At 59.6% G+C, this 26,144-nt stretch carries 19 protein-coding genes; 14 read left to right on the forward strand and 5 right to left on the reverse strand.

Annotation, left to right across the window (positions count from 1 at the left end; all coding sequences use genetic code 11):
• The first annotated feature begins 100 nt into the window (after positions 1 to 100).
• The 7 genes from ACSQ8V_RS09590 to ACSQ8V_RS09620 all read left to right on the forward strand — a co-directional run bounded on the left by ACSQ8V_RS09590 (position 101) and on the right by ACSQ8V_RS09620 (position 12,341).
• Positions 101 to 1,720 (forward strand): sugar ABC transporter ATP-binding protein, encoded by a 1,620-nt coding sequence (locus tag ACSQ8V_RS09590; protein ID WP_436205564.1) that lies wholly within the window; start codon positions 101 to 103, stop codon positions 1,718 to 1,720.
• A 324-nt stretch (positions 1,721 to 2,044) separates the two neighbouring features.
• Entirely contained in the window at positions 2,045 to 3,142 is a 1,098-nt protein-coding gene (locus ACSQ8V_RS09595; protein ID WP_213768290.1) for a LacI family DNA-binding transcriptional regulator, read from the forward strand.
• A gap of 448 nt (positions 3,143 to 3,590) precedes the next feature.
• Positions 3,591 to 5,333 (forward strand): methyl-accepting chemotaxis protein, encoded by a 1,743-nt coding sequence (locus tag ACSQ8V_RS09600; RefSeq protein ID WP_436205565.1) that lies wholly within the window; start codon positions 3,591 to 3,593, stop codon positions 5,331 to 5,333.
• Between the two features lie 449 nt (positions 5,334 to 5,782).
• On the forward strand, positions 5,783 to 6,544 hold the full coding sequence (locus ACSQ8V_RS09605) for a 2-keto-4-pentenoate hydratase (protein WP_213768292.1): 762 nt from the start codon (positions 5,783 to 5,785) through the stop codon (positions 6,542 to 6,544).
• Positions 6,545 to 7,268: 724 nt separating this feature from the next.
• Positions 7,269 to 9,191 (forward strand): PrkA family serine protein kinase, encoded by a 1,923-nt coding sequence (locus ACSQ8V_RS09610; RefSeq protein ID WP_089161091.1) that lies wholly within the window; start codon positions 7,269 to 7,271, stop codon positions 9,189 to 9,191.
• Between the two features lie 235 nt (positions 9,192 to 9,426).
• Complete coding sequence (locus tag ACSQ8V_RS09615; protein ID WP_436205566.1) at positions 9,427 to 10,692, forward strand: YeaH/YhbH family protein; 1,266 nt, start codon at positions 9,427 to 9,429, stop codon at positions 10,690 to 10,692.
• The gene (locus ACSQ8V_RS09620; RefSeq protein ID WP_213768294.1) at positions 10,689 to 12,341 is read left to right on the forward strand and encodes a SpoVR family protein; all 1,653 of its coding nucleotides are present in this window, start codon (positions 10,689 to 10,691) and stop codon (positions 12,339 to 12,341) included. Before ACSQ8V_RS09615 ends, ACSQ8V_RS09620 begins: the two co-directional genes overlap by 4 nt.
• A 107-nt stretch (positions 12,342 to 12,448) precedes the next feature.
• Here ACSQ8V_RS09620 and ACSQ8V_RS09625 read toward each other — a convergent pair whose 3' ends face one another.
• Positions 12,449 to 13,516 carry an AI-2E family transporter gene (locus tag ACSQ8V_RS09625; RefSeq protein WP_436205567.1) on the reverse strand — a complete coding sequence of 356 codons (1,068 nt, stop codon included), beginning with the start codon at positions 13,514 to 13,516 and terminating at the stop codon, positions 12,449 to 12,451.
• A gap of 231 nt (positions 13,517 to 13,747) precedes the next feature.
• On the opposite strand from ACSQ8V_RS09625, the gene ACSQ8V_RS09630 reads away from it, so the two are divergent.
• The 3 genes from ACSQ8V_RS09630 to ACSQ8V_RS09640 all read left to right on the forward strand — a co-directional run bounded on the left by ACSQ8V_RS09630 (position 13,748) and on the right by ACSQ8V_RS09640 (position 16,013).
• On the forward strand, positions 13,748 to 14,332 hold the full coding sequence (locus ACSQ8V_RS09630; RefSeq protein WP_436205568.1) for a TetR/AcrR family transcriptional regulator: 585 nt from the start codon (positions 13,748 to 13,750) through the stop codon (positions 14,330 to 14,332).
• 95 nt (positions 14,333 to 14,427) lie between these two features.
• Positions 14,428 to 15,357: an SDR family oxidoreductase gene (locus tag ACSQ8V_RS09635; protein ID WP_436205569.1), complete on the forward strand. Its 930-nt coding sequence runs from the start codon at positions 14,428 to 14,430 to the stop codon at positions 15,355 to 15,357.
• Entirely contained in the window at positions 15,354 to 16,013 is a 660-nt protein-coding gene (locus ACSQ8V_RS09640) for an NAD-dependent epimerase/dehydratase family protein (protein ID WP_436205570.1), read from the forward strand. Before ACSQ8V_RS09635 ends, ACSQ8V_RS09640 begins: the two co-directional genes overlap by 4 nt.
• 76 nt (positions 16,014 to 16,089) lie before the next feature.
• Here ACSQ8V_RS09640 and ACSQ8V_RS09645 read toward each other — a convergent pair whose 3' ends face one another.
• Together ACSQ8V_RS09645 and ACSQ8V_RS09650 are read right to left on the reverse strand one after the other, a co-directional pair.
• Entirely contained in the window at positions 16,090 to 17,094 is a 1,005-nt protein-coding gene (locus ACSQ8V_RS09645; RefSeq protein WP_436205571.1) for an aldo/keto reductase, read from the reverse strand.
• 96 nt (positions 17,095 to 17,190) lie between these two features.
• Positions 17,191 to 18,579: a DHA2 family efflux MFS transporter permease subunit gene (locus ACSQ8V_RS09650; RefSeq protein WP_213768300.1), complete on the reverse strand. Its 1,389-nt coding sequence runs from the start codon at positions 18,577 to 18,579 to the stop codon at positions 17,191 to 17,193.
• A 125-nt stretch (positions 18,580 to 18,704) separates the two neighbouring features.
• Between ACSQ8V_RS09650 and ACSQ8V_RS09655 the strand changes: the two genes are divergently transcribed.
• Both ACSQ8V_RS09655 and ACSQ8V_RS09660 read left to right on the forward strand, forming a co-directional pair.
• Entirely contained in the window at positions 18,705 to 19,565 is an 861-nt protein-coding gene (locus ACSQ8V_RS09655; RefSeq protein WP_213768301.1) for a LysR family transcriptional regulator, read from the forward strand.
• A 267-nt stretch (positions 19,566 to 19,832) separates the two neighbouring features.
• Positions 19,833 to 21,473: a tannase/feruloyl esterase family alpha/beta hydrolase gene (locus ACSQ8V_RS09660; RefSeq protein WP_213768302.1), complete on the forward strand. Its 1,641-nt coding sequence runs from the start codon at positions 19,833 to 19,835 to the stop codon at positions 21,471 to 21,473.
• 49 nt (positions 21,474 to 21,522) lie between these two features.
• Here ACSQ8V_RS09660 and ACSQ8V_RS09665 read toward each other — a convergent pair whose 3' ends face one another.
• On the reverse strand, positions 21,523 to 21,921 hold the full coding sequence (locus ACSQ8V_RS09665) for a DUF3331 domain-containing protein (protein ID WP_213768303.1): 399 nt from the start codon (positions 21,919 to 21,921) through the stop codon (positions 21,523 to 21,525).
• Between the two features lie 341 nt (positions 21,922 to 22,262).
• Here ACSQ8V_RS09665 and ACSQ8V_RS09670 point away from each other — a divergent pair, with 341 nt between their 5' ends.
• On the forward strand, positions 22,263 to 22,919 hold the full coding sequence (locus ACSQ8V_RS09670; RefSeq protein WP_436205572.1) for a TetR/AcrR family transcriptional regulator: 657 nt from the start codon (positions 22,263 to 22,265) through the stop codon (positions 22,917 to 22,919).
• A 93-nt stretch (positions 22,920 to 23,012) separates the two neighbouring features.
• Here ACSQ8V_RS09670 and deoA read toward each other — a convergent pair whose 3' ends face one another.
• Positions 23,013 to 24,332 carry a thymidine phosphorylase gene (deoA, locus tag ACSQ8V_RS09675; protein ID WP_436205573.1) on the reverse strand — a complete coding sequence of 440 codons (1,320 nt, stop codon included), beginning with the start codon at positions 24,330 to 24,332 and terminating at the stop codon, positions 23,013 to 23,015.
• A 392-nt stretch (positions 24,333 to 24,724) separates the two neighbouring features.
• Between deoA and ACSQ8V_RS09680 the strand changes: the two genes are divergently transcribed.
• On the forward strand, positions 24,725 to 26,128 hold the full coding sequence (locus ACSQ8V_RS09680) for an ISNCY family transposase (RefSeq protein WP_436205574.1): 1,404 nt from the start codon (positions 24,725 to 24,727) through the stop codon (positions 26,126 to 26,128).
• The last annotated feature ends 16 nt before the right edge of the window (positions 26,129 to 26,144 follow it).

Raw genomic sequence — 26,144 nt, forward strand, 5'->3', positions numbered from 1 at the left:
GGCTTCAGGAACAGGCTTGACTGCAAACGATTGCGATCGAGCCTCTCGCAGCGAAAGGGGCGCGCGTGAAGAGCGCGGCGGCTTTTCGCCGGAGAAGAGGATGGACGACAGAGTGAAAACCGCGCCCGTTCTCACGGTGAGCGGGATAGGCAAGACCTACGTGGAGCCGGTTTTAGCCGGCGTCACGCTGGACTTGCACGCGGGCGAAGTGCTCGCGTTGACCGGGGAAAACGGCGCCGGGAAAAGCACGCTCTCCAAGATCATCGGCGGCCTGGTCGATCCAACCACCGGCACCATGACCCTGGGTGGAGCGCCTTACGCGCCGGCCAGCCGCAAGGAAGCAGAAGCGCTGGGCGTGCGCATGGTGATGCAGGAATTGAACCTGCTGCCTACGTTATCGGTGGCGGAAAACCTGTTCCTGAACCGCTTGCCGCAGCGCAAGGGATTCAAATTTGGCTGGATCGACCGGGCGGCGCTGCGCGAGGACGCCCGGCACGCGATGCAGCAGGTCGGGCTTGACGCGATCGACCCGGATACGCTTGTGGGCGAACTGGGGATCGGGCATCAGCAGATGGTGGAGATCGCGCGGAATCTGATTGGCGATTGCCGTGTGCTGATTCTTGACGAACCCACCGCCGTGCTGACGGCGCGCGAAGTGGACCTGCTGTTCGAGCAGGTCGAGCGCCTGAAAGCGCGGGGCGTGGCGCTGGTGTACATCTCGCATCGGCTGGAAGAACTCAGGCGGATCGCCGGGCGCGCAGCCGTACTGCGCGACGGCAAGCTGGTTCATATCGACGCCATGCAGAACCTGACCAGCGACCGCCTGGTCACGCTCATGGTGGGGCGTGACATAGGTGAGCGGATCGATCTGGGCGAACGGAGGATTCGCGGCGTCGCGCTGAAAGTTGCCGGCATGAGCCGCGGCCAGGTGGTCCGCGATGTGTCCTTCGAGGTGAAGGCGGGCGAGATTTTCGGCATCAGCGGGTTGATTGGCGCGGGCCGTACGGAACTGATGCGGCTGATCTACGGCGCGGATCGGGCCGATAGCGGCGTGGTCTCGATAGCGCATGACGGTGGGGCGCTTACGCCGGTGAAAATCGCGTCGCCTGCGGACGCGGTGAAGAACGGCATTGCGCTGATCACCGAGGATCGCAAGGGCGAGGGTTTGCTGCTGCCGCAGCCGATTGCCGCGAATATTTCGCTCGGTAATATCGGCGCGGTGTCGAGCAGGGGTTTTATCGATGGACGGCGTGAAGCGGCATTGGCGCAAAAACAGATCGACGCGATGCATATCCGCGCCGCCGGTCCGTTGCAACCGGTGTCGGAGTTATCGGGCGGCAATCAGCAAAAGGTGGTGATCGGCCGCTGGCTCGCGCGCGCCTCGACCGTGCTGCTGTTCGATGAACCCACGCGCGGCATCGATGTCGGCGCGAAGTTTGATATTTATGCGTTGATGGGCGCGCTGGCGCTGGAAGGGCGGGCGCTGGTGGTGGTGTCGAGCGATCTGCGCGAACTGATGCTTATTTGCGACCGGATCGGGGTGATGTCGGCGGGACGGATGACCGGGGTCTTCGAGCGGGACACATGGTCGCAGGACGCGCTGTTGGCGGCAGCTTTTGCCGGTTACGCGAAACGCGACGAAATCCTCCAGGAACCCATCGTGCCGGATGCCAAGGCGCCGCCTCAGCCGAGCAGCGGCGGATCGGCGCTGAAGCGCTGAACAGGCACAATGGAAGTCTTTAAAGCAGTTGAATCACGGTAGTGAGAGGCGGTGAAAGGCAGTTAAAGCAGGCGCAAAGCAGCAAAAAGCTGCGGTGCCCGCCAAGCAAGAAAGCATGAAAGCCGGCGCGGGGAAAACGCCGGCGGCGGTCCGGGGCGGTCCTAACGGCCGCACAAAGGGCCGCACACAGGCAGATGTAGGGCTGTAAGACCCAAGCAGGCAACCGGAAACGCAAGGCCAGAGGGCAGCGCAGTGGGATGCGCGTTGCGGGGGCCAATCAAGAAGAGCAAGAAGCAAGACCCAAGTCAGAGAGAAGGACCAAGTATGGCGACGATCAAAGATGTAGCAGCCATTGCGGGCGTATCGTTCACTACGGTGTCTCATGTCGTGAACAATTCGCGGCCCGTGTCGGCTGAGGTGCGGCTGAAGGTGGAGCGCGCGATCCTGGAACTGGATTACGTGCCCTCGGCGGTGGCGCGCTCTCTCAAGGCGCGCAACACGCTCACCATCGGCTTGCTGGTGCCGAACGCAACCAACCCGTACTTCGCGGAACTGGCGCGAGGGGTGGAAGACGGGTGCGCGAAGAACGGCTATTGCATGTTCTTCTGCAATTCGGACGATGACCCCGCCAAGCAGCGCAGCTACTTGCGCGTGCTGCAGGAAAAACGCATCGACGGGCTGGTGATTGCGTCGGCGGGAGAAGATGCGGTGTTGGCGCAAAGCCTGGCCGGATCGCGCGAACCGCTGGTGATCCTGGACCGGAATATTGAAGGCGTGTCGGCGGATCTGGTGCAGATCGACCACGAGAAGGGCGGCTATCTGGCTACGCGCCACTTGCTGCAACTCGGGCACTCGCGGGTTGGCTGTATCACCGGTCCCATTGCCACGGCGGTCAGCGCGATGCGCGTCCACGGATTTATCCGTGCAATGGCGGAGCGTGGCATCGAGATCGAGCCGAACGCCATTCAGCAGAGTGCATTTTCGGCGACCGGCGGTTACGAGGCGGCGTCCCAACTCTTCGATACCCTCAGGCCCACCGGTATTTTTGCGTGCAACGACATGATGGGCGTCGGTGCGTTGCGGGCGGCGGCGGAGAGGGGCATCAACGTGCCGCGCGACTGTTCGATCATCGGTTTCGACGATATCGAATTGAGCCGATACACCTATCCGGCGTTGTCGACGGTTGGGCAATCGGTGCGCGAACTCGGGGAGCTGGCGGCGCAGACGCTGATCGACCGGATCGCGGGCAAGGTGCCGGCGACCACGCGGCGACGCGTCGTGACGCCGCGCATGATCTTGCGTGAATCGACAGCGGTCGTGCCGGAAGTGTTGCCGCGGGTTTATCGGAAAGATGTGGCGGCCGGGCCCGCTGCTGCGGCGAATTCCGTGGCGTTGGGCCAAGGCAATACCGAGAAGGCCTGAAGCAGGCTGAGGGGGCTTGCATTCGGAGTTTTGCCGGCGTCGGCAGGACCCTGTTTGCCAGCGCCCCGGCGGCGCGTGCGAACCACGCGCAGCAAAGGACTAAAAATCTGGAGAGATGATCCAATCATCCCGGCCGGCAGCATGCTCTTCCCCCGTTCTTCCCCCCAAATTAAACCTCATCCAGTTCCACTCGCGGCCATCAGGCCGATGGTGCGATTCATCTTGAATTGTTTACAACAATCGCATTAATGCGTGCTCTTGCTTAATAACGTGCATCTAAAGTTCTTAGGGTAAATCATTAGACGAAATAACATTTCATGAATTTCCTCAAGTGCGCCGCGCACACGCCGTAAAAGATGTCCAAGCAGGCGAATCTGGTCTTGCCCTAAATCGTGATCCAGAACCGCGCCCGGCCGACATTTTTATCAGCAGCCTCCCGAGGAAAATCATGAACATGAGTTTAACGATCAAGGCGCGTCTCGGTCTGACGATGGTATTTCTGGGACTGCTTCTGGTGGCGATCGGCGGATTGGGGCTTTACGGGATGACGCAGTCGAACCGGGCCTATCGCGACACGTTCGAAAACCAGATGCCCAGCGCTGACGCCGTCAGCAACGCGGAGCTTTATACGGCACGAGAACGGCTCATATTCGACCGGGCGGCGTTTCTTGCCGGTACGCCGGAAGTGGCGGCGACCATCGAACGTGGCGGCATGATGCGCGGCCGCGCCAACGATTACTGGAAAAAATACACCGAGTTGCCGGAGGACCCCAACGAAAAGCAGCTCGCCGATACCTCGAACGCCAAACGCCTCGCGTTGCAAAAGGTGATCGACAGCGGCTATGAAGCTGTCAGGGCCAATGACCAGGCGCGTATCGTGGAGACAGCCAAAGCCATGCAGGTCGCCTATGGCGAGCTTTCGACAGCCAACGACGCGCTGCGCAAATTCCAGTTCGACAGCGCCAGGCAAGGTTACGATGCAGCCCAATCGGCCGCTGTGAGTTTTCGCACGTTGAGCCTGATCGCGATCGTGGTCGGACTGGCCGCCGCCGCGTTTTCGTGGTTCGCGTTGCGGCGCGCTATCGGCCGCCCGCTGGACGCCGCGCTCGAGCATTTCGAAGCCATCGCGGCGGGCGATTTGCGGGGCAAGGTCGTCGCCACTTCACGCGACGAAATGGGCCTGCTGATGCAAGGTCTTGCACGGATGCAGGCCAGCCTTGTGGGGACCGTTCGAAGCGTACGCTCGGGCAGCGAATCCATCGCGTCGGCGACCAAGCAGATCGCGGCGGGCAATATCGACTTGTCCTCGCGTACGGAAGAACAGGCGTCGGCGCTGCAGGAAACTGCGTCGAGCATGGACGAACTGACCGGCACGGTGAAGCAGAACGCCAATAACGCCCGGCAGGCAAGTTCGCTGGCGGCCAACGCGTCGGAGATCGCGAACAAGGGCAGCCGCGTGGTGGCCCAGGTGGTCGACACCATGGGCGATATCAACCAGAGCTCGGCGAAGATCGCGGACATTATTACGATCATCGAAGGGATTGCGTTCCAGACCAATATCCTGGCGCTGAACGCGGCCGTGGAAGCCGCGCGGGCCGGTGAAGAAGGGCGCGGTTTTGCCGTCGTGGCAGGTGAGGTGCGCAACCTCGCGCAACGCTCGTCGGCGGCGGCGAAGGAGATCAAGGGTCTTATCGATACCTCGGTCGAGCGCGTGCAATCGGGGACTTCGCTGGTCGACGAAGCCGGCCGCACGATGAACGAGATTATCGGCGCGGTGCAACGTGTAACCGACATCATGGGCGAGATCGCGGCAGCGTCGCAGGAGCAGAGCAGCGGCATTGAACAAGTGGCGCGCGCAGTCACGCAGATGGACGAAGTGACGCAGCAGAACGCGGCGCTGGTCGAGGAGGCCGCGGCGGCGGCGCAATCGCTGGAGGATCAGGCAGCGAAGCTGCGGCAGGCCGTGGCGGTATTTCAACTCGACGACGACAGCGCGGTCGAAGCGGGTTTCAGCCACGCTGCGGCGAGGCCCGGATCATCGGGGGCAGCAAAGCCGCACGTGGTCGTTCCGGCGAGGCCGCGGCGTGCAGCGCCGGCAATCACATTGGCTAAAGCGCCTGTTGCAGCAAGGCCGGTGGCGGCTGCGGCTGCAACTGGGGCTGCAGCTAACGGCGATTGGCAAACCTTCTGATCGGGTGAGCGGGTTTATTGAGTCAAACGCACTCCCCGAACCTGGCTTGCGGAGCGCGTTTTTATTGATCGCGAGGGGTTTGCTTTAACCGGACTCACCCGAACTTTCACTCCCACCCGGCCGCCGCTGATGAAGCGTGTTTGGGTTGATGCGCCCCAACGCGCTCCAACCCGCCCCATAGTCGATCCTGTCGTCCACAGAGCGCTCCAGCAAGCGAGCATGCGAAGAGGGTCTGATCAGCGCATTGCCATCGGGCTCCGATGCAAGCTTCCGTCAACACAAGGGCCCACCGCCCGCGGCGGCGCACGCATCAAGCAATCGCCATTCCGTAACCTTGTTGTCTTGACCCGAACTCGCGATCCAGTCCGACTTCCCCGTACACTGAGCGCACTTCGTTCAACCTTCACGGGATTAGAACGCGTTTCGATCACCACCACAGGACGCCTGCCATGACCGGATCCACCCTTGCCGCGCAACTCGTTCAGGCCCGCCGCCAGCGCACGCAGATAGAAGACCTCGAGTCAGTCGATATCCCTGCTGACGCCGAAGCGGCTTACGCCATCCAGCACGAAGTTCTGACCCTTTCCGGCGCGCGAATTGGCGCATGGAAAGTCGGTGCCCGCGCGCCCGGCGCACTGGCGAACACGGCGCCCATCGACGCGGAACTGGTGCACACATCGCCGGCGCGCATTGCGCACGCGTCGTTTTTTCGCGCGCTGATTGAACTGGAGATCGCGTTTCGTTTTTCGTACGCACTCCCGCCCCGCGACGAACCTTACAGCCGCAACGAAGTGTTCGCGGCACTGGGCAGCATGGCCGTGGCGCTGGAGGTGGTCGATAGCCGCTTCGCGCAATGGCCAAACCTGGCGACACTGGCACAACTTGCCGATTCGCAGAACAATGGGGCACTGGTTGTCGGCAAGATGGAGCCGTATGACGTAATCGCACCTAACTTCGATTTTCTTTCACCGCTGCTCGAACTGTCCATCGACGGCGTCTCGATCGTGCCTCCGAGCACGGGTAATCCGGCCGGCGACCCCCGTGAACTGCTGGTTTGGTTCGTCAACCATTGCAGCACTCACGGACACACGGTCCAGCCGTTCTGGACCATCACCACCGGCTCCTACACGGGCGCGCGGCGCGTCGAGGGTCCAAGCGTGATAAGCGGCCGGGTAGACCGGATCGGGGAGATCGAACTGACGCTAGAATGATATTTTTGCAGCATTCCGACACACCGTGACAGGGCGCGCGGAAACATTCATGCGCGCGCGTCACATCAAAAAAAGGCACTCATTCGAGTGCTTTTTTTGCGTCTAAATCCCTGTCCGCTGAACGGGTATAACCGGGGTATGAGTGGGGTATAAGCGGGGTATAGGCGGTCAACGGATGTGGGTGCGCATCGTTTAGAAAGAGAGGCGCATAGCGTTTGAGAGCGTGCATTCGAATGACATTGGAGAGTCGATGTAAAAAAACGCACCCGGGTGTTGCATCGTTCCGGTGCTACGACGCGTATAGGGGATAACCGGTGGATAACATTGTGGATGAGCATGTGGATGAGCGGAGGACAACCCGGCATGGATGAGACAAACATGCAGCATGGGCGCGCCATATCAGCGACATAAGCGCTCAATGCATAAATGAGGGCAACGCTGCACCGCCGGCAGCAGCAGTCAGCGTGTTAGGCTGCCAGCATGTCGCATGGGTCCAGGGCTTGTACAGCAAGGCTATGCAGCCAATGCGGAGAACGTTTCGCGAGTCGGGATGATGATTGTAGGTGAACGAAAATATTCCACCAAGCTAGGAATACTTCGAAGCAAATCAACAACGCATTTGCATGAAAAAAAATTCGAATAGGTTTAGGATGAACTGAAGCGATGTTGTTCTGATTAGGCGCGCCGCGCACACATTGCTTTCTGACTTCGGCGAGGAGGTAGCATGGATATCTACAGCAGTTTCGCGACCCGCTTCGAAAAAACCCGCGAGGAGGAATTCTCGCTCGAAGAGTATCTCGCGCTCTGCAAAGACGATCCTGCAACGTATGCAACAGCGGGCGAACGGATGTTGTCGGCAATCGGGGAACCGGAGTCCGTCGACACACGTACCGATCCGCGCTTATCGCGTGTGTTTGCAAACAAGGTCATCAAGGTGTATCCGGCATTCCGTGAGTTCTACGGAATGGAGGAAGTGATCGAGCAAGTGGTGTCGTACTTCAGGCATGCTGCTCAGGGTCTTGAAGAGAAGAAACAGATTCTGTATTTGCTCGGGCCGGTAGGCGGCGGCAAGTCATCTATTGCCGAACGTCTGAAGCAACTCGCCGAGCGCGTGCCGTTCTATGCAATCAAGGGTTCTCCCGTCAATGAATCGCCGCTTGGGCTTTTCGATTACGACGAAGATGGCCCTATCCTCGAAGAGCAATACGGCATCCCGCGCCGTTATCTCAAGAACATCCTGAGTCCGTGGGCAGTGAAGCGCCTTCACGAATTCAATGGCGACATCCGCAAGTTCCGCATCGTTCGCCGTTATCCCTCCATCCTGCGCCAGATTGGTATAGCCAAGACCGAACCGGGCGATGAAAACAATCAGGACATCTCGTCACTTGTCGGCAAGGTCGACATCCGCAAGCTCGAAACTTTTTCGCAAGACGACGCCGACGCCTACAGCTATTCCGGCGGTTTATGTCTCGCGAACCAGGGCTTGCTTGAATTCGTTGAAATGTTCAAGGCTCCGATCAAGGTGCTGCACCCGCTGCTGACCGCTACCCAGGAAGGCAACTTCAAGGGCACGGAAGGTTTCGGCGCAATCCCGTTCGACGGCGTGGTCCTGGCTCACTCGAACGAGTCGGAATGGAAGACTTTCCGCAATAACAAGAACAACGAAGCACTGCTCGATCGTATCTTCGTGGTCAAGGTGCCGTACTGCCTGCGCTACAGCGAAGAGATGAAGATCTACGAGAAGCTGCTGCGCAATTCTTCGTTGACGAACGCTGTTTGCGCGCCGGGTACGTTGAAGATGATGGCGCAGATGGCGGTGCTCACTCGCTTGCATGAGCCGGAAAACTCCAGCCTCTTTTCGAAGATGCAGGTCTACGATGGCGACAATCTGAAGGACACGGACCCGAAGGCAAAATCGTTCCAGGAGTACCGCGATTTTGCGGGTGTCGATGAAGGCATGAACGGCGTTTCAACCCGGTTCGCGTTCAAGATTCTTTCCCGGGTATTCAACTTCGATTCCGCTGAAGTCGCGGCCAATCCGGTGCACCTGATGTACGTGCTCGAACAGCAGATCGAACGCGAGCAATTCCCGCCGGAAACCGAACAGAAATACCTGTCGTTCATCAAGGACGTCCTGGCGTCGCGGTATGCCGAGTTCATCGGCAAGGAGATTCAGACCGCGTATCTGGAATCGTATTCAGAGTACGGACAAAACATCTTCGACCGTTACGTCACGTATGCAGACTTCTGGATTCAGGATCAGGAATTCCGCGATCACGATACGGGAGAAAGTTTCGACCGCGCTTCGTTGAATGCGGAACTGGAGAAGATCGAGAAGCCGGCGGGTATCAGCAACCCGAAGGATTTCCGCAACGAGATCGTGAACTTCGTGCTGCGGGCTCGGGCTGCGAATGGCGGCAAGAATCCGGCGTGGATCAGCTACGAGAAGTTGCGGGTGGTGATCGAGAAGAAGATGTTCTCGAACACGGAAGAGCTTCTGCCGGTGATCTCGTTCAACGCCAAAGGATCGGCGGAAGAACAGCGCAAGCATGAAGACTTCGTCAACCGGATGGTCGCCAAGGGTTACACGCCAAAGCAAGTGCGCCTGCTCTGCGACTGGTATCTCCGGGTACGGAAGTCGTCCTGATGAAGATGTTTTCGTCGTGTTTTTAACGGGAGAGAAATGAGTTCTCAGCGAAACCGGGCAAAACGTGCTTGAATCAGTATTGTGTCGCTAGTTTTATAGTCATACGTTCGCGCGACGCCGGCTACAAACCGGCGAACCGCGAGCACCTTGGCGAGTGCTTTACGACCAACACCGCAGCGCGCGGTTCAAGGCCATGGGCGCTTCGCTTCCTCGCCAATTACGCGGGAGACTGGATGTGCTGCATCAAATCATCGACCGCAGGTTAGCCGGCAAGAACAAGAGCATTGCCAATCGCGAACGCTTTTTGCGTCGTGTCAAAAACTATATTCGCCGCGCGGTGTCGGACGCCGTTCGGGATCGAAGCATCAAGGACATCCAGAGCACGCAAAGCATCACGATTCCGAAGAAGGACATTGCCGAACCCTCGTTCCGGCATGGTCCTGGCGGAAAGCGCGAGCTCGTGCATCCGGGTAACGCCGAATACATTCGTGGCGACAAGATCGCGCGCCCGAATGGCGGTGGAGGTGGCGGCGGTAAGACCGCGAGCAACGAGGGTGAAGGCCAGGACGACTTCGTGTTCGAGTTGTCGCGGGAAGAGTTCATGCAGTATTTCTTCGATGACCTCGAGCTTCCGCGTCTCGTCAAAACTCAGTTGGCTGCGGTGCCCACGTGGAAAAACGTGCGGGCGGGGTTTTCGGCCGAAGGAACCCCGAACAATATCGACGTTGTCCGTTCGTTGCGTAGCGCGCTGGGGCGGCGGATCGCGCTAGGGTCGCCGTTATCGCGTCAGTTGCACGAGATGGAGCGTCAGCTGGAAGTGCTTCTGGAGGAGAAAGGCGACCCCGAGGAAATCGCGCGGCTGGAAGCCGACATCGTGATCCTGAAGGGACGCATCACGCGAATTCCTTTCATCGATCCATTCGACTTGCGGTACGTCAACCGGACCAGGCAGCCCACGCCTTCGAGCAAGGCCGTGATGTTTTGTCTGATGGACGTGTCCGGTTCCATGGACGAGCAGCGCAAGGATCTGTCGAAGCGTTTCTTCATCCTTTTGTACCTGTTCCTGAACCGGAATTACGAAAAGATCGAGGTCGTCTTTATCCGGCATCACACGCGCGCCGAAGAAGTGGATGAAGAAACCTTCTTCCATTCGACTGAAAGCGGCGGCACGGTCGTGTCCAGCGCGCTTGAGTTGATGAAGAAGATCATGGACGAGCGGTATTCGCCTACCGAGTGGAATATCTACGGGGCGCAGGCGTCCGACGGCGACAACTGGACTGACGATTCGCCCAAGTGCCGGAAGCTCCTCGCCGAGGACATCCTCCAGAAGGTGCGATATTTTGCCTATATTCAAGTGGCGCCTGAAGAGCAGAATCTCTGGGTGGAATATGCTCATCTGGCGCAAAGCGCGCCTGAACTCGCGATGAAGAAGGTCGAATCGGCTGCAGATATCTATCCTGTCTTTCGCGAATTGTTTGAGAAACAACAGGCGGCTGCATGACGACACGGCATTTGGACAACGAAGCACGTGGGTATCACCTCAAACCTGGCGAAGAACTGAAAGCACAAGACAGCGCGCCACAAAAGGCCAGGAAGCCTCGCAAAAACGCGGCGTCGGAAGGAGACACCATGAACGTGGCGGAAAAAAGGCCCTTGCCGTGTCCATCGGACTGGACCTTCGAACTGATCGAAGAATACGACACCGAGATTGCCCGTGTCGCACAGCGTTATGGGCTCGACGTGTACCCGATCCAGCTCGAACTGATCAGCGCCGAGCAGATGATGGACGCGTACGCGTCGGTCGGCATGCCGGTGAACTATCGGCACTGGTCGTTCGGCAAGCACTTCCTGTCTACCGAGAAGAGTTATCGGCGCGGGCAAATGGGCTTGGCGTACGAGATTGTCATCAACTCGAATCCGTGTATTGCGTACCTGATGGAAGAAAACACGATGACGATGCAGGCGCTCGTCATCGCACACGCGGCGTACGGACACAACTCGTTTTTCAAGGGCAACTACCTGTTCAGGCTGTGGACGGACGCGCACGCGATTATCGATTACCTCGTTTATGCGAAGAATTACATCGCGGAATGCGAGGAGCGGCATGGCATTGACCGGGTGGAGGAACTGCTCGACTCATGTCACGCGCTTATGAACTATGGCGTGGACCGGTATAAGCGGCCGCAGAAATTGTCGCTGGCGAAGGAAATGGCCGCCCGGCGCGAACGTGAAGCGTATTTGCAGTCGCAAGTGAATGAACTCTGGCGCACGCTGCCGAATAAAAAGGCGACGACGACCGAGGAAATTGAAAGCCGTTATCCGCCGGAACCCCAGGAAAACCTGCTGTATTTTGCGGAGAAAAATGCGCCGCTGCTTGAGCCATGGGAGCGCGAAGTCATTCGTATTGTCCGCAAGGTCGGCCAGTATTTTTATCCGCAGCGGCAAACGCAGGTCATGAACGAAGGCTGGGCCACGTTCTGGCATTACACGCTGCTCAATACGCTTTATTCGGAAGGCCGTCTGGAAGACGGTTTCATGATGGAGTTCCTGCATTCGCACAGTAACGTGGTGTATCAACCGCCCGTGACCAAACAGTATTACAGCGGCATCAATCCGTATGCGCTGGGTTTTTCCATGATGAGCGATATTCGCCGCATCTGTGAACATCCAACGGATGAGGATCGCGAATGGTTTCCGGAGCTTGCCGGCAGTGACTGGCTTGAAGCGCTGCATTACGCCATGCGCAATTTCAAGGACGAGAGTTTTATTGCGCAGTATTTATCGCCGCATCTGATTCGAGAAATGCGCCTGTTCTCCATTCTCGACGACGATATGCGCGACTCGCTGGAAGTGTCCGCTATTCACGACGAAAGCGGATACCGGTATGTTCGCCAGGCGTTGTCGCGGCAGTACGACATGCATCATCGTGAGCCGAATATCCAGGTGTATTCAGTGAATACTCGTGGCGATCGCAGCCTGACGCTGCGCCATTTCATGACCGATAACCGTCACCTGACCAATGACAGCGAAGAGGTCCTCAAGCACATGGCGCGGCTGTGGCAATTCGACGTATATCTTGAAAGCGTCGACGAGAACGGAACGGTGAGAAAACGCTTCGATTGCAAATACACCGGAGCGGAGAAACGCTGAGTCATTTGCGTTCGTTCATTGGGGTATAAAAAAACCGCATAAAAAAACCGGCTCACTGAGTTAATCAGCAAGCCGGTTTTCTACTTTTATTGAGCCGCACCGAGGCCCTAGACTTTATCGATAGTCCTGGCTTCTTCGTTTTGCGTGAACAAATCCCAGCTTGCCATGAACAGCGCGGCGATCAGCGGTCCAATCACGAAGCCGTTGATCCCGAACAATCCCATTCCGCCCAGCGTGGAAATCAGCACCACCCAGTCAGGCATTTTCGTGTCCTTGCCAACCAGGATAGGGCGCAGCACGTTGTCCACCATGCCGATCACTACCACGCAGAACACGATCAGGATCACGCCGCGCCAGATATCGCCGGTGAGCAGGAAATAGGCCGCGGCCGGTGCCCAGACCAACGCCGCGCCAATGGCCGGCAGCAGCGACAGGAACGCCATCAGGACACCCCACAGCAGCGAGCCCTGGATGCCCAGCATCATGAAGATCATGCCGCCGAGGAATCCCTGGACCGCCGCCACCGCGATATTGCCCTTCACCGTGGCCCGGACGACGGTCGTGAACTTCGCGATCAAATGTTGCTTGGGTTCATCGTCCAAGGGCAGGGCGCGGCGGATGCGTCGGCCAATTTCACCGCCGTCGCGCAGCAGGAAAAACACGAGATACAGCATCACGCCGAAACTGATCACGAACTGGAACGTGTTCTGACCGATGCTCAACGCCTGCGAAGCGACGAACTGGCTGATCGCGGCGGCGCCGTTGGTCAGCCGTTGCTGGATGCTCGGGATATCGGTCAGGCCAAAGCGGCCGAGCAGCGTCTGCACCGAGTCCGGCAGTACGTGAATGGCTTGCTGGAAGTAGGTCGTGAAATTGGGCTGGCCAGCCTTGACCTGGGCGTACGCGAGGCCGATTTCCTGGACGAGCGTGGCCGCGACGAAGCTGAGCGGCAGGATCACGATCACGATCGTCAAGCCCAGCGTGGCGAACGCCGCCAGATTGCGCCGCTTGCCGAATTTAGCCGCGAGATAACGCTGCAAGGGCTGGAACAGGATCGCGAGAATCGTGCCCCAGAAGATCGCGCCAAAGAACGGTAACAAGATCCAGCAGAGCGCAACCGTGACGACAAACAGCAAGAGATGGAAGAAGTTCTGGTGAACCGAGCGGCTATTCATGAGATCCCTGAAATGAGGCGGAGGCCCAAGCGAGGAGCGCGAGCTTCAACGCCAGGTCACCCCGACAATGCAATTGCGGATGCTAGCACGTGCAAGTTTTGGTCCATCCAGCGCATTTTGTAATATTTATTTAACGCTTGAGGCCGGTCTTCCGCTGTCATGTTGCCGGTATCTTGAAAATAGGTATAATTGAGTATTCACTCATTAATCACATCGATTCGATCACGCACGATGGCTCGACCCAAAAGCGACGACAAACACAACGCGCTGCTGCTCGCCGCGGAACAGGTTTTTGCCCGGCGCGGGCTTGCAGCCGCGCCGACATCGGCTATATCGAAGCAGGCGGGCGTCGCGGAAGGGACCCTGTTCACCTACTTCCGCACGAAGGACGAACTGGTGAACGCGCTGTACCGTTCCATCAAGCTCGATCTCGCCGATGCCCTGATGACGCGGTTCCCCCGGCACGGACCCGTACGCGATCGATTGGAATATCTGTGGGGCGCGTTCGTCGATTGGGGCGTCGCGAACCCGCAACGGCTGAATGTGCTCGATCAGTTGTCAGTGGCGGATACGGTCAGCGAAGAGTCAAAGGCCGTCGGTTATGAACCGTTTGCCGAGATCGAAGCGCTGGCGCAACGCAGTATCGACACGGGCGTTTTGCACGCTTATCCGGTCGCGTTTATTGCTGCAAGCATGAAGTCGATGGCCGAAACCACAATGGCCTTCATGGCCGCGTACCCGGAAGAGGCGGGTGAGTATCGGACGATTGGATTCAAGGTGTTCTGGAACGGCATTGCCCGCAATACGGATAGTTGAATGACCGACTGATCAAGCGGGCACGGTCTGTTGCTCGCTTGATCCAAGGTTTTAATGACTGATTACTCACGCAAAAACATCTGGAGGACAAACACATGAGTACATGGACCACGGCCGACATTCCCTCGCAATCGGGCAAACGCGCGCTGGTGACCGGCGCGACTGGCGGATTGGGTTATGAAACATCGCTCGAACTGGCCAGGGCCGGCGCTGAAGTGATTCTCACCGGGCGCAGCGAGGCCAAAGGGCGAATCGCTCTCGAACGCATTCGCCGCGAAGTGCCCCATGCCCGAATTCGTTTCGAGCCTATTGACCTCGCGAGCCTCGCATCGATCTCGAGCGCCACGCAGCGGTTGCTTGAAGAAGGCGAGGCAATCGATGTGCTCGTCAACAATGCCGGCGTGATGATGTTGCCCAAGCATGAAACAACCACCGATGGCTTCGAGCGCCAGTTCGGCACCAACTATCTCGGTCACTTCGCGCTGACCGCGCAGTTGCTGCCGTTGCTGGAAAAGAGTGCCGCGCCGCGCGTGGTAAACCTGAGCAGTATTGCGCACAGGCGAGGCAAGATCGCCTTCGATAATCTGCAAGGCGAGCGTGCTTATAAAGCGTGGCCGGCGTACGAACAGTCGAAACTCGCCATGTTGATGTTCGCCCTCGAACTGCAACGCCGCAGCGACGCAAACGGCTGGCATCTCATGAGTAATGCCGCGCATCCGGGGTTTGCGCGGACGGATCTCATCGCGAACGGGCCGGGTAATTCGGGCATGTTGTCGATGCTCAGCCGCGCGATGACGCCATTCCTGAGCCATAGCGCCGCTGAAGGCGCGCTGCCCACGCTGTTGGCGGCCACATCGCCCGATGCGCGGCCCGGCGCTTATTACGGCCCAAAGGGTTTCCAGGAGTTGATCGGCGCCCCCGCCGAGGCCCGCATCGCCCCCCAAGCGAAGGACACGACGGTTGCCGCTAAACTGTGGGATGTATCGGTGAAACTAACAGGCGTGTCCTGGCCGGGAAAATCATGAAAGTGCTTATTTTTGGCGCGACCGGAATGGTCGGGCAGGGTGTGTTGCGCGAATGCCTGCTTGATAAGGATATCGAACGAGTGGTGACGGTGGGGCGCAATGCGACGGGCCAGCAGTATCCGAAGCTGACCGAGATCGTGCATAAGGATCTCTTCGATCTCTCATCGATCGAGTCCGAACTCACCGGTTTCGATGCCTGTTTTTTCTGCCTGGGCGTGTCGTCGTTCAGGATGAGCGAGGCCGACTACACGCACCTCACGTACGATTTGACGTTCGCGGCTGGCCGGACCTTGTCGCGTCTTAATCCGGGCATGACCTTCTCGTACGTGACGGGAGCAGGAACCGATAGCACCGAGCGCGGACGCAGCATGTGGGCGCGCGTAAAAGGCCGCACCGAAAACGCGCTGCTGCATATGCCGTTCAAGGCCGCCTATATGTATCGCCCCGGCATGATCCAGCCGATGGACGGAATTCGCTCGAAGACGGCGGTGTATCAGATGGCGATTTCTCTGCTGCGGCCCTTGTTTCCCGTGATGCGGCGCGCGTTCCCGAACGCGGTTACGACGACCAGCCAGTTGGGGCGGGCGATGATCGCCGTGGCCAAGGAACGCGCCGCGTCGCGAGTGCTGGAAACGCGGGACATTACCCGGTATTAGGAAAGACAGTCGTTCGAACCCGGGCACGCGTGCCGAAGGCCCAAACGACAAATCACCGGGTGCGGCTTATCGTGGCTTACCGCGCGGCATCGCCCCAGCGGTACTCCACCGTGGCGTCGTCCAGCTGCGCCTTGATCTCGTCACTCAGAGCAAGATCCACTGCAGCCAGCGTATCCGTGAGCTGGTCGGGCCGGCTCGCGCCGATAATCGCCGACGTAATCGCCGGATTCGCCAGCACCCACGCCACCGATGTCTTCGTCAACGACTCACCGGTTGCGGTCGCGATCTTCTTCAATTTTTCGATGGTTTCAAACTCGCGCTCATGCCAGTAGCGTTGGTGATACATCGGTCCCGCCCGGCCGACGGTCGCCGTAAAGCGGCCCTCCGACGGCGCGGTATCGTGTTTATGTTTTCCCGTCAGCAAGCCGCCCGCGAGCGGGTTGTACGGGATCACGGCCAGATGCTCGTCTGTCGCGAGCGGCAGCAGTTCGCGCTCGATCTGCCTGAATAGCAGGTTGTAACGCGGCTGGACGGAAACGAAGCGCGCCACGCGCAAGAAATCAGAGCGGCCCAGCGCAGTGGCGAGCCGGTACGCCAGGAAATTCGATACCCCCACGTAACGCGCCTTGCCTTGGCGCACGATTGTATCGAGCGCTTCCAGGGTTTCGTCGAGCGGCGTGTTGAGGTCGTCGGAATGCAGTTGGTACAGGTCGACGTAATCGGTATTGAGACGTTTGAGCGAGGCATCGATAGCGTCCAGCAAATGCTTGCGTGATGCGCCCTGATCCCACGCTGCAGGCCCCATCTTGCCGACCGCCTTGGTCGCCAGGATGAACTGGCTGCGGCGCGCTGGCGAATCCTTCAACCAGCGCCCGACGATCTCCTCCGTACGCCCGGCCACGTCTTCCGTGCTGCCGAGCGGATAGACGTCGGCGGTATCGATGAAATTGACACCGGCTTCAGCCGCACGATCCATGATGCTGCGCGACACATCCTCTTCAGTCTGCAAACCGAAGGTCATCGTGCCCAGGCACAAACGCGAGACGTTCAGGCCGGTACGGCCAAATTTACGATACTGCATGGCAAGCTCCTTGGGCGTGTTGAATGTCCAGCCAGCTTAAACGTTCAGGCGCGAGCCTGCATTTGCGTGGCTGAAGTGCTGCTCGTTGTGAGTCGACTATGAGGTTGCTGCGGCCCGCGGCGAAGGGCGCGGGGGCACGGCATCGAGGAAGCGGAACACGATGGCCGACGCCAGCGTTACCAGGCCCACGCAAACAAACGCGATCCGGAACGCAAGCGCCGCCGAGCCGAGACTCTCCGAGAACACCGACACCAGGCCGCCGCCAATCGAGACACCTAGGCCAATGGCCAGCATCTGCACCATCGAAAAGAGGCTGTTGCCGCTGCCCGCGTCCTTGATCGACAACCCTTTAAGCGTGACGCTGTTCATCGCGGCGAACTGCATGGAATTGCACGCACCGAATACGGCGAGGATCGCGATCTCGATCACGAGCGGCGTACTCACCGAGAACGACGCGAAGCCGACTATCGACGCCCCGACAAGAATGGTGTTCCACAGCAGGAAGTTATCGTAGCCATAACGCTTCACGAGCGGCGAGATCCAGCCCTTTGCAACGGTGCCGGCGAACGCGGCGGGTAACATCATCAAGCCCGAGTGCAGCGGCGTATAACCGAGTTGCAATTGCATCAGCAGCGGCAGGAGAAACGGTACGGCACTTGATCCGATCCGGCACAGCAGGTTGCCGATCAAGCCGACGCTGAAGTTCGGCTCGCTGAACAAGGACAGCTTGAAAAGCGGATTGCGCCGGCGTTTGGCGTAGGGAATGTAAGCGAGCGCAGCGACCGCGGACAGCACGAACAGTGCGCCCGACACCAGCAGTTTGTGCGTATGCGCAGGACTGTCGAGGCCCATTGAAAACGCGACCATGCAAAGTGACAGCAACGCGCAGCCGATAAAGTCAAAGGGGGCAGCCTGTGTAATGGCATCGTTGGGAAGAAAACGATGCACGGCGAACAAACCCACGGCGCCAATAGGTACGTTGATGAGGAAAATCCAGTGCCACGTGAACGATTCGACGAACCAGCCGCCGAGCGTCGGTCCGAGAATCGGGCCAACCTGGCCGGCAATTGAAATGACCGCCAGCGCGGAGACATAGGCCTCGCCCGTCACGCTGCGCAGCACGGCCAGCCGGCCGATAGGCAACAGCATGGAGCCGCCGATCCCCTGGATCACGCGCGCCACGATCAGTTGATTCAACGACTGCGCGTTGGCGCAGCACAGCGAGCCGATGACGAACAACAGGATGGCGACGAAGTAGACGCGCCGGGTGCCGAAGCGGTCGGCAAGCCAGCCGGACGCGGGCGTGAGGAGCGCCATGGTCAGCGTGTAAGCGACGACGATAGGCTGCATCGCGAGCGGCTGCGCGTGGAGGCTGTGCGCAATGGAGGGCAGGGCCGTATTGACGATGGTCGTGTCGAGGGCTTGCATGAAAAAGCCGACGGCTACGATCCACAAAAGCGCCGTGTGTGAGTTTTTTGAAGTCATCGATTGCAGCAGGAACAATGTCGCGCAGGTTTTAACGCGATGTGTCGATTTTAAGACGTCAATTGGCAATCGGGAACCCCGCTGGCCGCATTGACTATCATCGATAAATCCGATCACAATGGATCATGCTCAATCCAGTCTGGCTGAACACGTTCGCGACGGTGGCCGCGTCGCACAGTTTCACCGACGCCGGGCGGCAGCTCCGGCTCACGCAATCCAGTGTGAGCGAGCACATCCGGCGGCTGGAGGAACACGTCGGCCGCCGGCTGCTCGTGCGCGATACCCATTCGCTCGCGCTCACCGCCGACGGCGAAGCCATGCTGGTCCACGCCCGCATGATCCTGGACGCGATGACCCACGCCGAGTTGCAGTTCCGCTCGCCGCGGCTCAGGGGCCGCGTGCGCCTGGGTTCCTCCGACGATGTCGCGCTTGGCCCCTTGCCGAGCGTGCTCGCGGCATTTCGCCGGACTCATCCGGACGTTGAACTGGAGATTACGATCGGCATGACGGGGCGGCTTTACGAGCATCTGGATGCGGGATCGATCGATTTGCTGATCGGCAAACGGCGCATTGGCGACCCACGCGGCATTCTGCTGTTTTCCGGACAGCTCGAATGGATTGGGTTGACGGGCACCGAGGTTGACCTTGAACAGCCGCTGCCGTTGATCCTCGTCGCCGAGCCGAGTGTGACGCGTGCGGTGGTGCTCGACTCGCTGGCCGCGGTTGGCGCGCGCTGGCAGATGGTCTGCACGAGCAGTTCGTATGCAGGGTGCATTGCCGCTGCGCGCGGTGGGCTGGGGCTCACCGTGCGGTCTCATTTCCTCGCGGGCAGGGGACTTTCGCCGCCGGTGAATCGCGCTGCTCTGCCTGAGTTGCCGGAGGTCGAGTTCATCGCCCTGGGGGCGAAGCATTTGAGCCGCCCTGCGGAGACGCTGCTGGAGATTTTGCAAAATAGCGATCTGCAAGGTGAATGGGCAGGCGAATGAGCGGTTGTTAATTTCGCCCTGGCATGACGCATGCGCGAAGGCGCTGACGCGGGTGTGACGCTATTCATCGGATCAATTGCCCCGCCGCACGGAGATGCGGATCGTGCAAACCGGTTGTGCAAACGCAACGAATTCAGGCAACTGGATTTCTGCCAATAGGATGCTTCTTATATATTGTGCGGCGAAAAACGCTGTCGGCTTTCCGCTTCAATCCTGGCACAGCAACTGATTACAGTCAGGCACCGCAGCAATTCACCCCATTAGGCAATGCCCGAAGCTACAACTCATCTCCCGCGTGCGCTGTTGTTCACTGCCCTGTTCGCGTGCAGCACTCACGCGAGCGCCGCGTCGTACGTCGTCAAGCATTGCGCCGAACTGGAGGGCCAGTCGGTGCCGGCATCGGTGATCGGCCTGCCTACTCGGGGCGCAACCATCCTGGACGCGTCAGTCGTAGCCGCCGCCGCGCCGAAAAACCGCAATGGCGAGTACTGCCGCCTTGTCGGCGTGATCAAGGCGGAACTGGACACCACGCCCGACATCCGCTTCGAGGTCAATCTGCCCGCACGCTGGAACGGCCGCGCGTTGCAGATGGGCGGAGGCGGCTACAACGGCGTGATCGTCAGCGGCACCGAGCCTACGGCCTTCGCGCCCTACGCCTCGCCGCTGTCCAACGGCTATGCAACTTTCGGCTCCGATTCCGGCCATGTAGGCAATTCCGGCCGCGCCGATTTCGCGATGAACGACGAAGCCGTGATCAACTTCGGCTACGGTCATCTCAAGAAAACCCATGACGTGGCGCTCGCGCTGATCATCATGGGCTATGGGCGCAAGCCCGAGCAAACCTACTTCGCCGGCGGCTCGACCGGCGGTCGCGAAGCGTTCACGGTGATCGAACGATATCCAAACGACTACGACGGCGTGATCGCCAACGCACCGGCCATCAACTTTTCGGGCGTGCGGTTGATGGGCGTGAAAGTAGGGCAGGCGGCGTATGGGACGCCAGGGGGTTTTGTCGGGCCGGTCCAGCAAAAACGCGTGGTCGAGACTGTGCTCCAGGAATGCGACGCGCTGGATGGCGTGGTCGACGGCATTGTCTCGAATGTGCAAGCGTGCCGTGAACACGAACCGCAGATCATCGCGCAACTGCAATGTGCGAACGGGCAACGGCCTTCGTTACGAGACAGTTGTTTGTCGCAGGCGCAGCTTGCGACGCTGGAAGTTCTGCGCGATGGTTTTACGTTACCGTATGAACTTGCCTACGGGGTCACGAAGTACTACGGCTACAACGTGTTCCAGGGCGTGGATTTTTCCAGCGGGCTGGGACTCGGAAATTCATCGGCGCTCACGCAGCCCTCGCGCTTCGATGCCAACGGTTATCTGTTCACGCAAGGCGACAGCTACATGAAGTACTTCGTCACGCATGACCTGCGCTTCAACACACTCGGTTTCGATGTCGATCATCCGGGAATCTATAAGTCCCGCCTGATCGATTTATCGGAGACGGTCGGCGCGATGAACCCTGACCTGTCGGCATTCATTGCGCATGGCGGCAAGTTGATCACCATGCACGGTCTCGCCGATGAAGTCATCAGCCCGAACCAGACCATCGCTTTCTATGATTCGCTGGTTGAGAAGTACGGGCAGAGTATTGTCGATTCATTCATGCGGCTTTACATGGTGCCGGGATTCCAGCACGGCAACGGCGTGTTCATTCCGGCGTGGGATGAACTGGGTGCGCTGGACCGCTGGGTCACCGCGAACATCGCGCCGGAGACGCTGGTCGGGACGGATATAGCGAGCGCGACCAACGGCCGGACCCGGCCGCTGTGCCGGTATCCCGGTTACCCGAAGTATCTGGGCCATGGCAATGTCAACAATGCCTCAAGTTTTCGATGCGAGAACCCTTGAGCGGTGTTCGTGCGGAGTGCGTCGGCCAAGGCACCGACTCGCACCCTGACTACGATTGACTCGGCGTGGCGCAAGGCACCAGCTCGGACGCGATGATCATCGCGCCTGCATTGCCGGGCGGCGGCTGGCTAGTCGCCGGCCGATAGATAAAGTCACCGCGCTTGATGGACTTGCCGCTCAGCACGCACTCGCCGCCTTGTTTGGCCAATGCTACCCGCCACGTCTGATGCCCGTAATAGCCCGAGAGGGGGTCGCACCATGAAACCGTGGCAGTGCGTGGAGTGGGGAGTTCGATCACGCTGACCATCAACGCTGCGTGATCGGTCCAGATGGTTTTTGCCGGACGCCGCCGGGAAATTCGTGTTGCTTCGTCAGCGACTTGCTGGGCGCGTGCGTTATCGAGTAACGCTACGGTCCGGGACCATGCACTGGTGTGTTTCTCGAGCATCTCACCTTTCCTTTACAAGAAATTCCGGGCAGCCGGTTTCCCCGGCGTCACGACGAGACCATCACGTCACGCGGATTGGCGGTCGCACAAGCCATCGATGCATTCGGCCGTCACGGCAGGCTCGTTTTGCCAAAGCCTGCTGACGCAGTCCGTAAAGCATGGCGGGACTCAGTTGCGCGAAGCGTCCGCTGCGAAAGAATATTCAACGAGTGATGAATTAATGCGATATTAGGGCATTCCGGCGGTCGATGTCAAACGCCGCGCGGACCGATGCGGGGTGGGGCACTTTGCGTCGGTTAAACTTCGGGCTCGCCTTACAGCATTGGAATCCGGATCGAACCATGACAGCTTCAACCGCACGCCCGGCGCAAGCCGCCAAGGAGAAACGTTCGCGCGGCCGGCCCACCTGCAGCCAGATAGCCGGCTCCGACGCGCTGCTCAAAAGCGCGCGGCGGGCGTTCGCCAAGCGCGGGTTCGAGTCGACCAGCGTGCGGGAAATCGCGCGGGACTCGGGGGTGGATCCGGCGCTCATTTCGCATCACTTTGGCTCGAAAGAGGCATTGTGGATCGCGGTGGTCGAGCAGATCGCGCAGCACACCGCACCCATGATCGATGCAACGGGAAAGCTGCGTACCGCCGATCTGACGAATCGTCAGAGAGTAGAGCGGGCGCTGGGTATTTTTATCGACAAGGTGTTTAGCGAGCCGGATATCGGGACGTTTTTCGCGACAGTCGCAACCGAGCAGGGCGAGCGGCTGGATGTACTGATAGAACGCCTTCTGCGTCCTTACCACGACGTGTTTGTCCCGCTGCTCGCCGACGCGATCGGTTCAGGCGAACTGGCGCCCAATGACCCGGAGGTACTGTTCGCTATGCTAACTAATGGAGTAGGCAAGACGGTTTCGTACAGTCATCTCCTGTCGATTTTTTCCCCGCTTCCGAACGATCCGGCGAAGTTCAAGCAGGCCGTGCTCGCCACCGCGCTCAGCATGCTTTAAAGGCGTGCAGACATTTGAACTCGTTCGTGATCGCGCGGTTTATCGCGTCTTGAGTGTCGCGAACGAGGGCAGTTGACGATTGTTTTGGGCATGTCAATCTACGAGGCTGTACACGCTCGGGGGCACCGGCAAGCCGCTCGTCGCGAACGCATACGCGGCTTGAATTTCACTCGCTGCGTTTTGCGCGGACTGCAGGTCGCGGGCGTGCACAACGGCGAGGGACTGGCCTGCCTCGACACCTTGCCCAAGTTCGACGAGCGCCGTCAAACCAACCTGACAGTCGATCTTGTCCTCGGGCCGGCGCCGGCCGCCGCCCAGGCCGACGACCGCCAGACCGAGTGCCCGGCAATCGATGCGCGCAACGAAACCCGCATGCGGCGCGGCAACCGGCAAGACAACCGGCGCATGGCCCAGATAACGTTCGGGCACTTCGAGCAGATCGCCGGGACCACCGAGTGCGCTGACCATCCGCGCGAAACGTTCGGCTGCGGCGCCTGAGTCGAGGACCGCATTCAGTTGTACTTGAGCTTGAGCGAGGTTAGGGGCGAGACCGCCGAGCACGAGCATCTGTGCCGCCAACGCGAGGGTGACTTCATGTAGCCGTACCGATCGGACGCGCCCCGTCAGGTAGTCGATGGCGCACTGGATCTCCAGCGCGTTGCCCGCGCAGCGCGCCAACGGCTGGTTCATGTCGGTCAGCACTGCGGTAGTCTTCAATCCTGCACCGTTACCCACATCGACGATACTTCTCGCCAGTTCAACCGACTTCTCGTAGGTCGGCATGAACGCACCCGAACCCACCTTGATGTCCATCGTCAGTCCTTCGAGGCCCGCCGCGAGTTTCTTCGAGAGGATCGACGCGGTGATCATCGCGACCGATTCCACCGTCGCGGTGATATCGCGGATGGCGTAGATTCGCTGGTCTGCAGGCGCCAGTTGCGCTGTTTGCCCGATGATCGCAACACCGATGTCACGCACGACGCGCTGGAATGTGCCGGTGTCGGGCGCGATGTTGTAGCCGGGGATTGAGGCGAGTTTGTCGAGTGTGCCGCCGGTGTGGCCGAGGCCACGGCCGGAGATCATCGGCACGAATCCGCCGCAGGCCGCGACCATCGGACCGAGCAGCAACGATGTCAGGTCGCCGACGCCACCCGTCGAATGCTTGTCGAGAACCGGACCCGGCAGGTCGAACGAACCCCATTGCAACACCTGGCCCGAGTCGCGCTGCGCGAGCGTGAGCGCCACGCGTTCGTCGACACTCATGTCGTTGAAATACACGGCCATCGCGAAGGCGGCGACTTGTCCCTCGGTTACGCTGCCTTCAACGATGCCACGAACGAAACTGACGATGTCTTCCTTCGAGAGTGTTTGTCCGTCGCGTTTTTTACGGACGATTTCCTGTGGCAAGAACATGGATGGTTCCTCGGGAAGGCTCGCTGCTTGAGTCGCGGGGTGGGTGCGTCGGCTTGAATGCCTTGAGTGGATTCAGTAGCTTCAAGCGGTGGATTTTTTCGTACTATATAGACCCAAGCGATGTCTTGGCATAGAGCGAATCCGCTTCCGAGATCGCCTCTGCGAAGATATCGTCAATGGCGCGGTTTATCAGGGGCCGAGGCGGGAAGTTGTTGAGCGACGGCATTCGGAAGCAGTTCGTGGATAGCAATTTTCAAGTTGACATAACATAAATTATCAACATTTTCATTGTAGCAGCAATATCCTAATGTCGTGTTTGAGCAAGATAGGAATGTCGTGTTTTGGTGCTGGTGCGATGCTGGGAGCTTCCGATCCAACGATGGGAGCTCGCCATGCAGCCAACCGACCTGGTGACGTTGAACATGCGCGAACTCGACCGACTCAAAGTGATTCAAGCTGTGATGGACCGGATGCTCAAACCGGGCCTGGCCGCCGAGCGTTTGCACCTGACGGTGCGTCAGATCGAGCGGCTGGTGCTTCGGTATAAACAGACCGGGCCGGGCGGCGTTGGATCGGCTGCCCGAGGACGTCCTGGTAATCGAAAGCTCGATGAAGCCACGGCTTACCGGGCGCTAATTTTGATCCGAGACCGCTACGCCGATTTCGGCCCGACACTGGCCTGCGAGAAGCTGCGTGAATCTCACGGTCTGACGCTTTCAAAGGAAACCGTGCGGCACCTGATGACTGACGCGGGCCTGTGGATTCCGCGCAAGCAGCGCCCGCCCAAGATCCACCAGCCGAGGAACCGGCGTTCGTGCCTGGGCGAACTGATCCAGATCGATGGCAGCGATCATCGGTGGTTTGAGGAACGCGCGCCGGCCTGCACGCTGCTGGTGTTTATTGACGACGCGACCAGTCGGCTGATGACGCTGCACTTCACCGCGACCGAGTCGACCTTCAGTTATTTCGAAGCGACGCGCCAGTACATCGAAGCGTATGGCAAACCGGTCGCACTCTACAGCGACCGCGCGAGCGTGTTCCACTGCAACCACCCGGCGAGCACGCCCGGCAAGGGTGTAACCCAATACGGACGGGCCTTGTACGAGTTGAACGTGGATACGTTATGTGCCAACAGCAGCCAGGCCAAGGGGCGCGTGGAGCGCGCCAACCTGACCTTGCAGGACCGCTTGGTGAAGGAGTTGCGACTGCGCAAGATCGACACGAAGGAAGCGGCGAACGCTTATGCGCCCCACTTCATTGCCGACTTCAATGGCCGCTTTGGCAAGGCACCGAGGAGTGCGTACAACGCGCACCGGCCGCTCAGGGCGGATGAGAATCTTGATCTGATTCTGACCTGTCGGGTCTCGCGCTGCGTGTCGGCGACGTTGACCGTCCAGTATGACCGGGTGATGTATTTGCTGGACGATACGCCGGCCAACCGCGGCCTGATTCACCACTACCTGGACGTGGTCGAATACCCCGATGGGCGCATCGAGATCCGGGCCAATGGTGCCGCCCTGACCTATCGCCAGTACGATCGCTTGTCCGATATTGACCAAGGGGTGGTGGTGGATAACAAGCGGCTGGGACACGTGCTGGAGGTGGCGCGGCAGGTGCAGCTGGAGCGGGACAACCGGCGCATCTCGGGTTCGCCGTCGAGGACTAATCAGGGCGAGCCGGCGAAGCCGAAGATGCGGGCCAACAACACGCGCAAGCAGCGCGCGCTCACGCAAGCGGACCTGAACGGCATCATCTTGAGAACGGCCGAAAGGCGGGTAGCCGCGGTGGGGAAATGACCCTTTCAAGAGAGAT

Origin of the sequence: Caballeronia sp. LjRoot31 (genome assembly GCF_964253885.1) — a bacterium.
GTDB lineage: Bacteria > Pseudomonadota > Gammaproteobacteria > Burkholderiales > Burkholderiaceae > Caballeronia.

Bases quoted from the DNA above. Each gene is read 5' to 3' on its own strand.
- ACSQ8V_RS09645 (WP_436205571.1), bottom strand. From the start codon at position 17,094: ATGCAGTATCGTAAATTTGGCCGTACCGGCCTGAACGTCTCGCGTTTG.
- ACSQ8V_RS09655 (WP_213768301.1), top strand. From the start codon at position 18,705: ATGCTCAATCCAGTCTGGCTGAACACGTTCGCGACGGTGGCCGCGTCG.
- ACSQ8V_RS09620 (WP_213768294.1), top strand. From the start codon at position 10,689: ATGACGACACGGCATTTGGACAACGAAGCACGTGGGTATCACCTCAAA.
- ACSQ8V_RS09630 (WP_436205568.1), top strand. From the start codon at position 13,748: ATGGCTCGACCCAAAAGCGACGACAAACACAACGCGCTGCTGCTCGCC.
- ACSQ8V_RS09610 (WP_089161091.1), top strand. From the start codon at position 7,269: ATGGATATCTACAGCAGTTTCGCGACCCGCTTCGAAAAAACCCGCGAG.
- deoA (WP_436205573.1), bottom strand. From the start codon at position 24,332: ATGTTCTTGCCACAGGAAATCGTCCGTAAAAAACGCGACGGACAAACA.
- ACSQ8V_RS09640 (WP_436205570.1), top strand. From the start codon at position 15,354: ATGAAAGTGCTTATTTTTGGCGCGACCGGAATGGTCGGGCAGGGTGTG.
- ACSQ8V_RS09650 (WP_213768300.1), bottom strand. From the start codon at position 18,579: ATGACTTCAAAAAACTCACACACGGCGCTTTTGTGGATCGTAGCCGTC.
- ACSQ8V_RS09595 (WP_213768290.1), top strand. From the start codon at position 2,045: ATGGCGACGATCAAAGATGTAGCAGCCATTGCGGGCGTATCGTTCACT.
- ACSQ8V_RS09590 (WP_436205564.1), top strand. From the start codon at position 101: ATGGACGACAGAGTGAAAACCGCGCCCGTTCTCACGGTGAGCGGGATA.
- ACSQ8V_RS09605 (WP_213768292.1), top strand. From the start codon at position 5,783: ATGACCGGATCCACCCTTGCCGCGCAACTCGTTCAGGCCCGCCGCCAG.
- ACSQ8V_RS09625 (WP_436205567.1), bottom strand. From the start codon at position 13,516: ATGAATAGCCGCTCGGTTCACCAGAACTTCTTCCATCTCTTGCTGTTT.
- ACSQ8V_RS09680 (WP_436205574.1), top strand. From the start codon at position 24,725: ATGCAGCCAACCGACCTGGTGACGTTGAACATGCGCGAACTCGACCGA.
- ACSQ8V_RS09660 (WP_213768302.1), top strand. From the start codon at position 19,833: ATGCCCGAAGCTACAACTCATCTCCCGCGTGCGCTGTTGTTCACTGCC.
- ACSQ8V_RS09635 (WP_436205569.1), top strand. From the start codon at position 14,428: ATGAGTACATGGACCACGGCCGACATTCCCTCGCAATCGGGCAAACGC.
- ACSQ8V_RS09600 (WP_436205565.1), top strand. From the start codon at position 3,591: ATGAACATGAGTTTAACGATCAAGGCGCGTCTCGGTCTGACGATGGTA.
- ACSQ8V_RS09665 (WP_213768303.1), bottom strand. From the start codon at position 21,921: ATGCTCGAGAAACACACCAGTGCATGGTCCCGGACCGTAGCGTTACTC.
- ACSQ8V_RS09670 (WP_436205572.1), top strand. From the start codon at position 22,263: ATGACAGCTTCAACCGCACGCCCGGCGCAAGCCGCCAAGGAGAAACGT.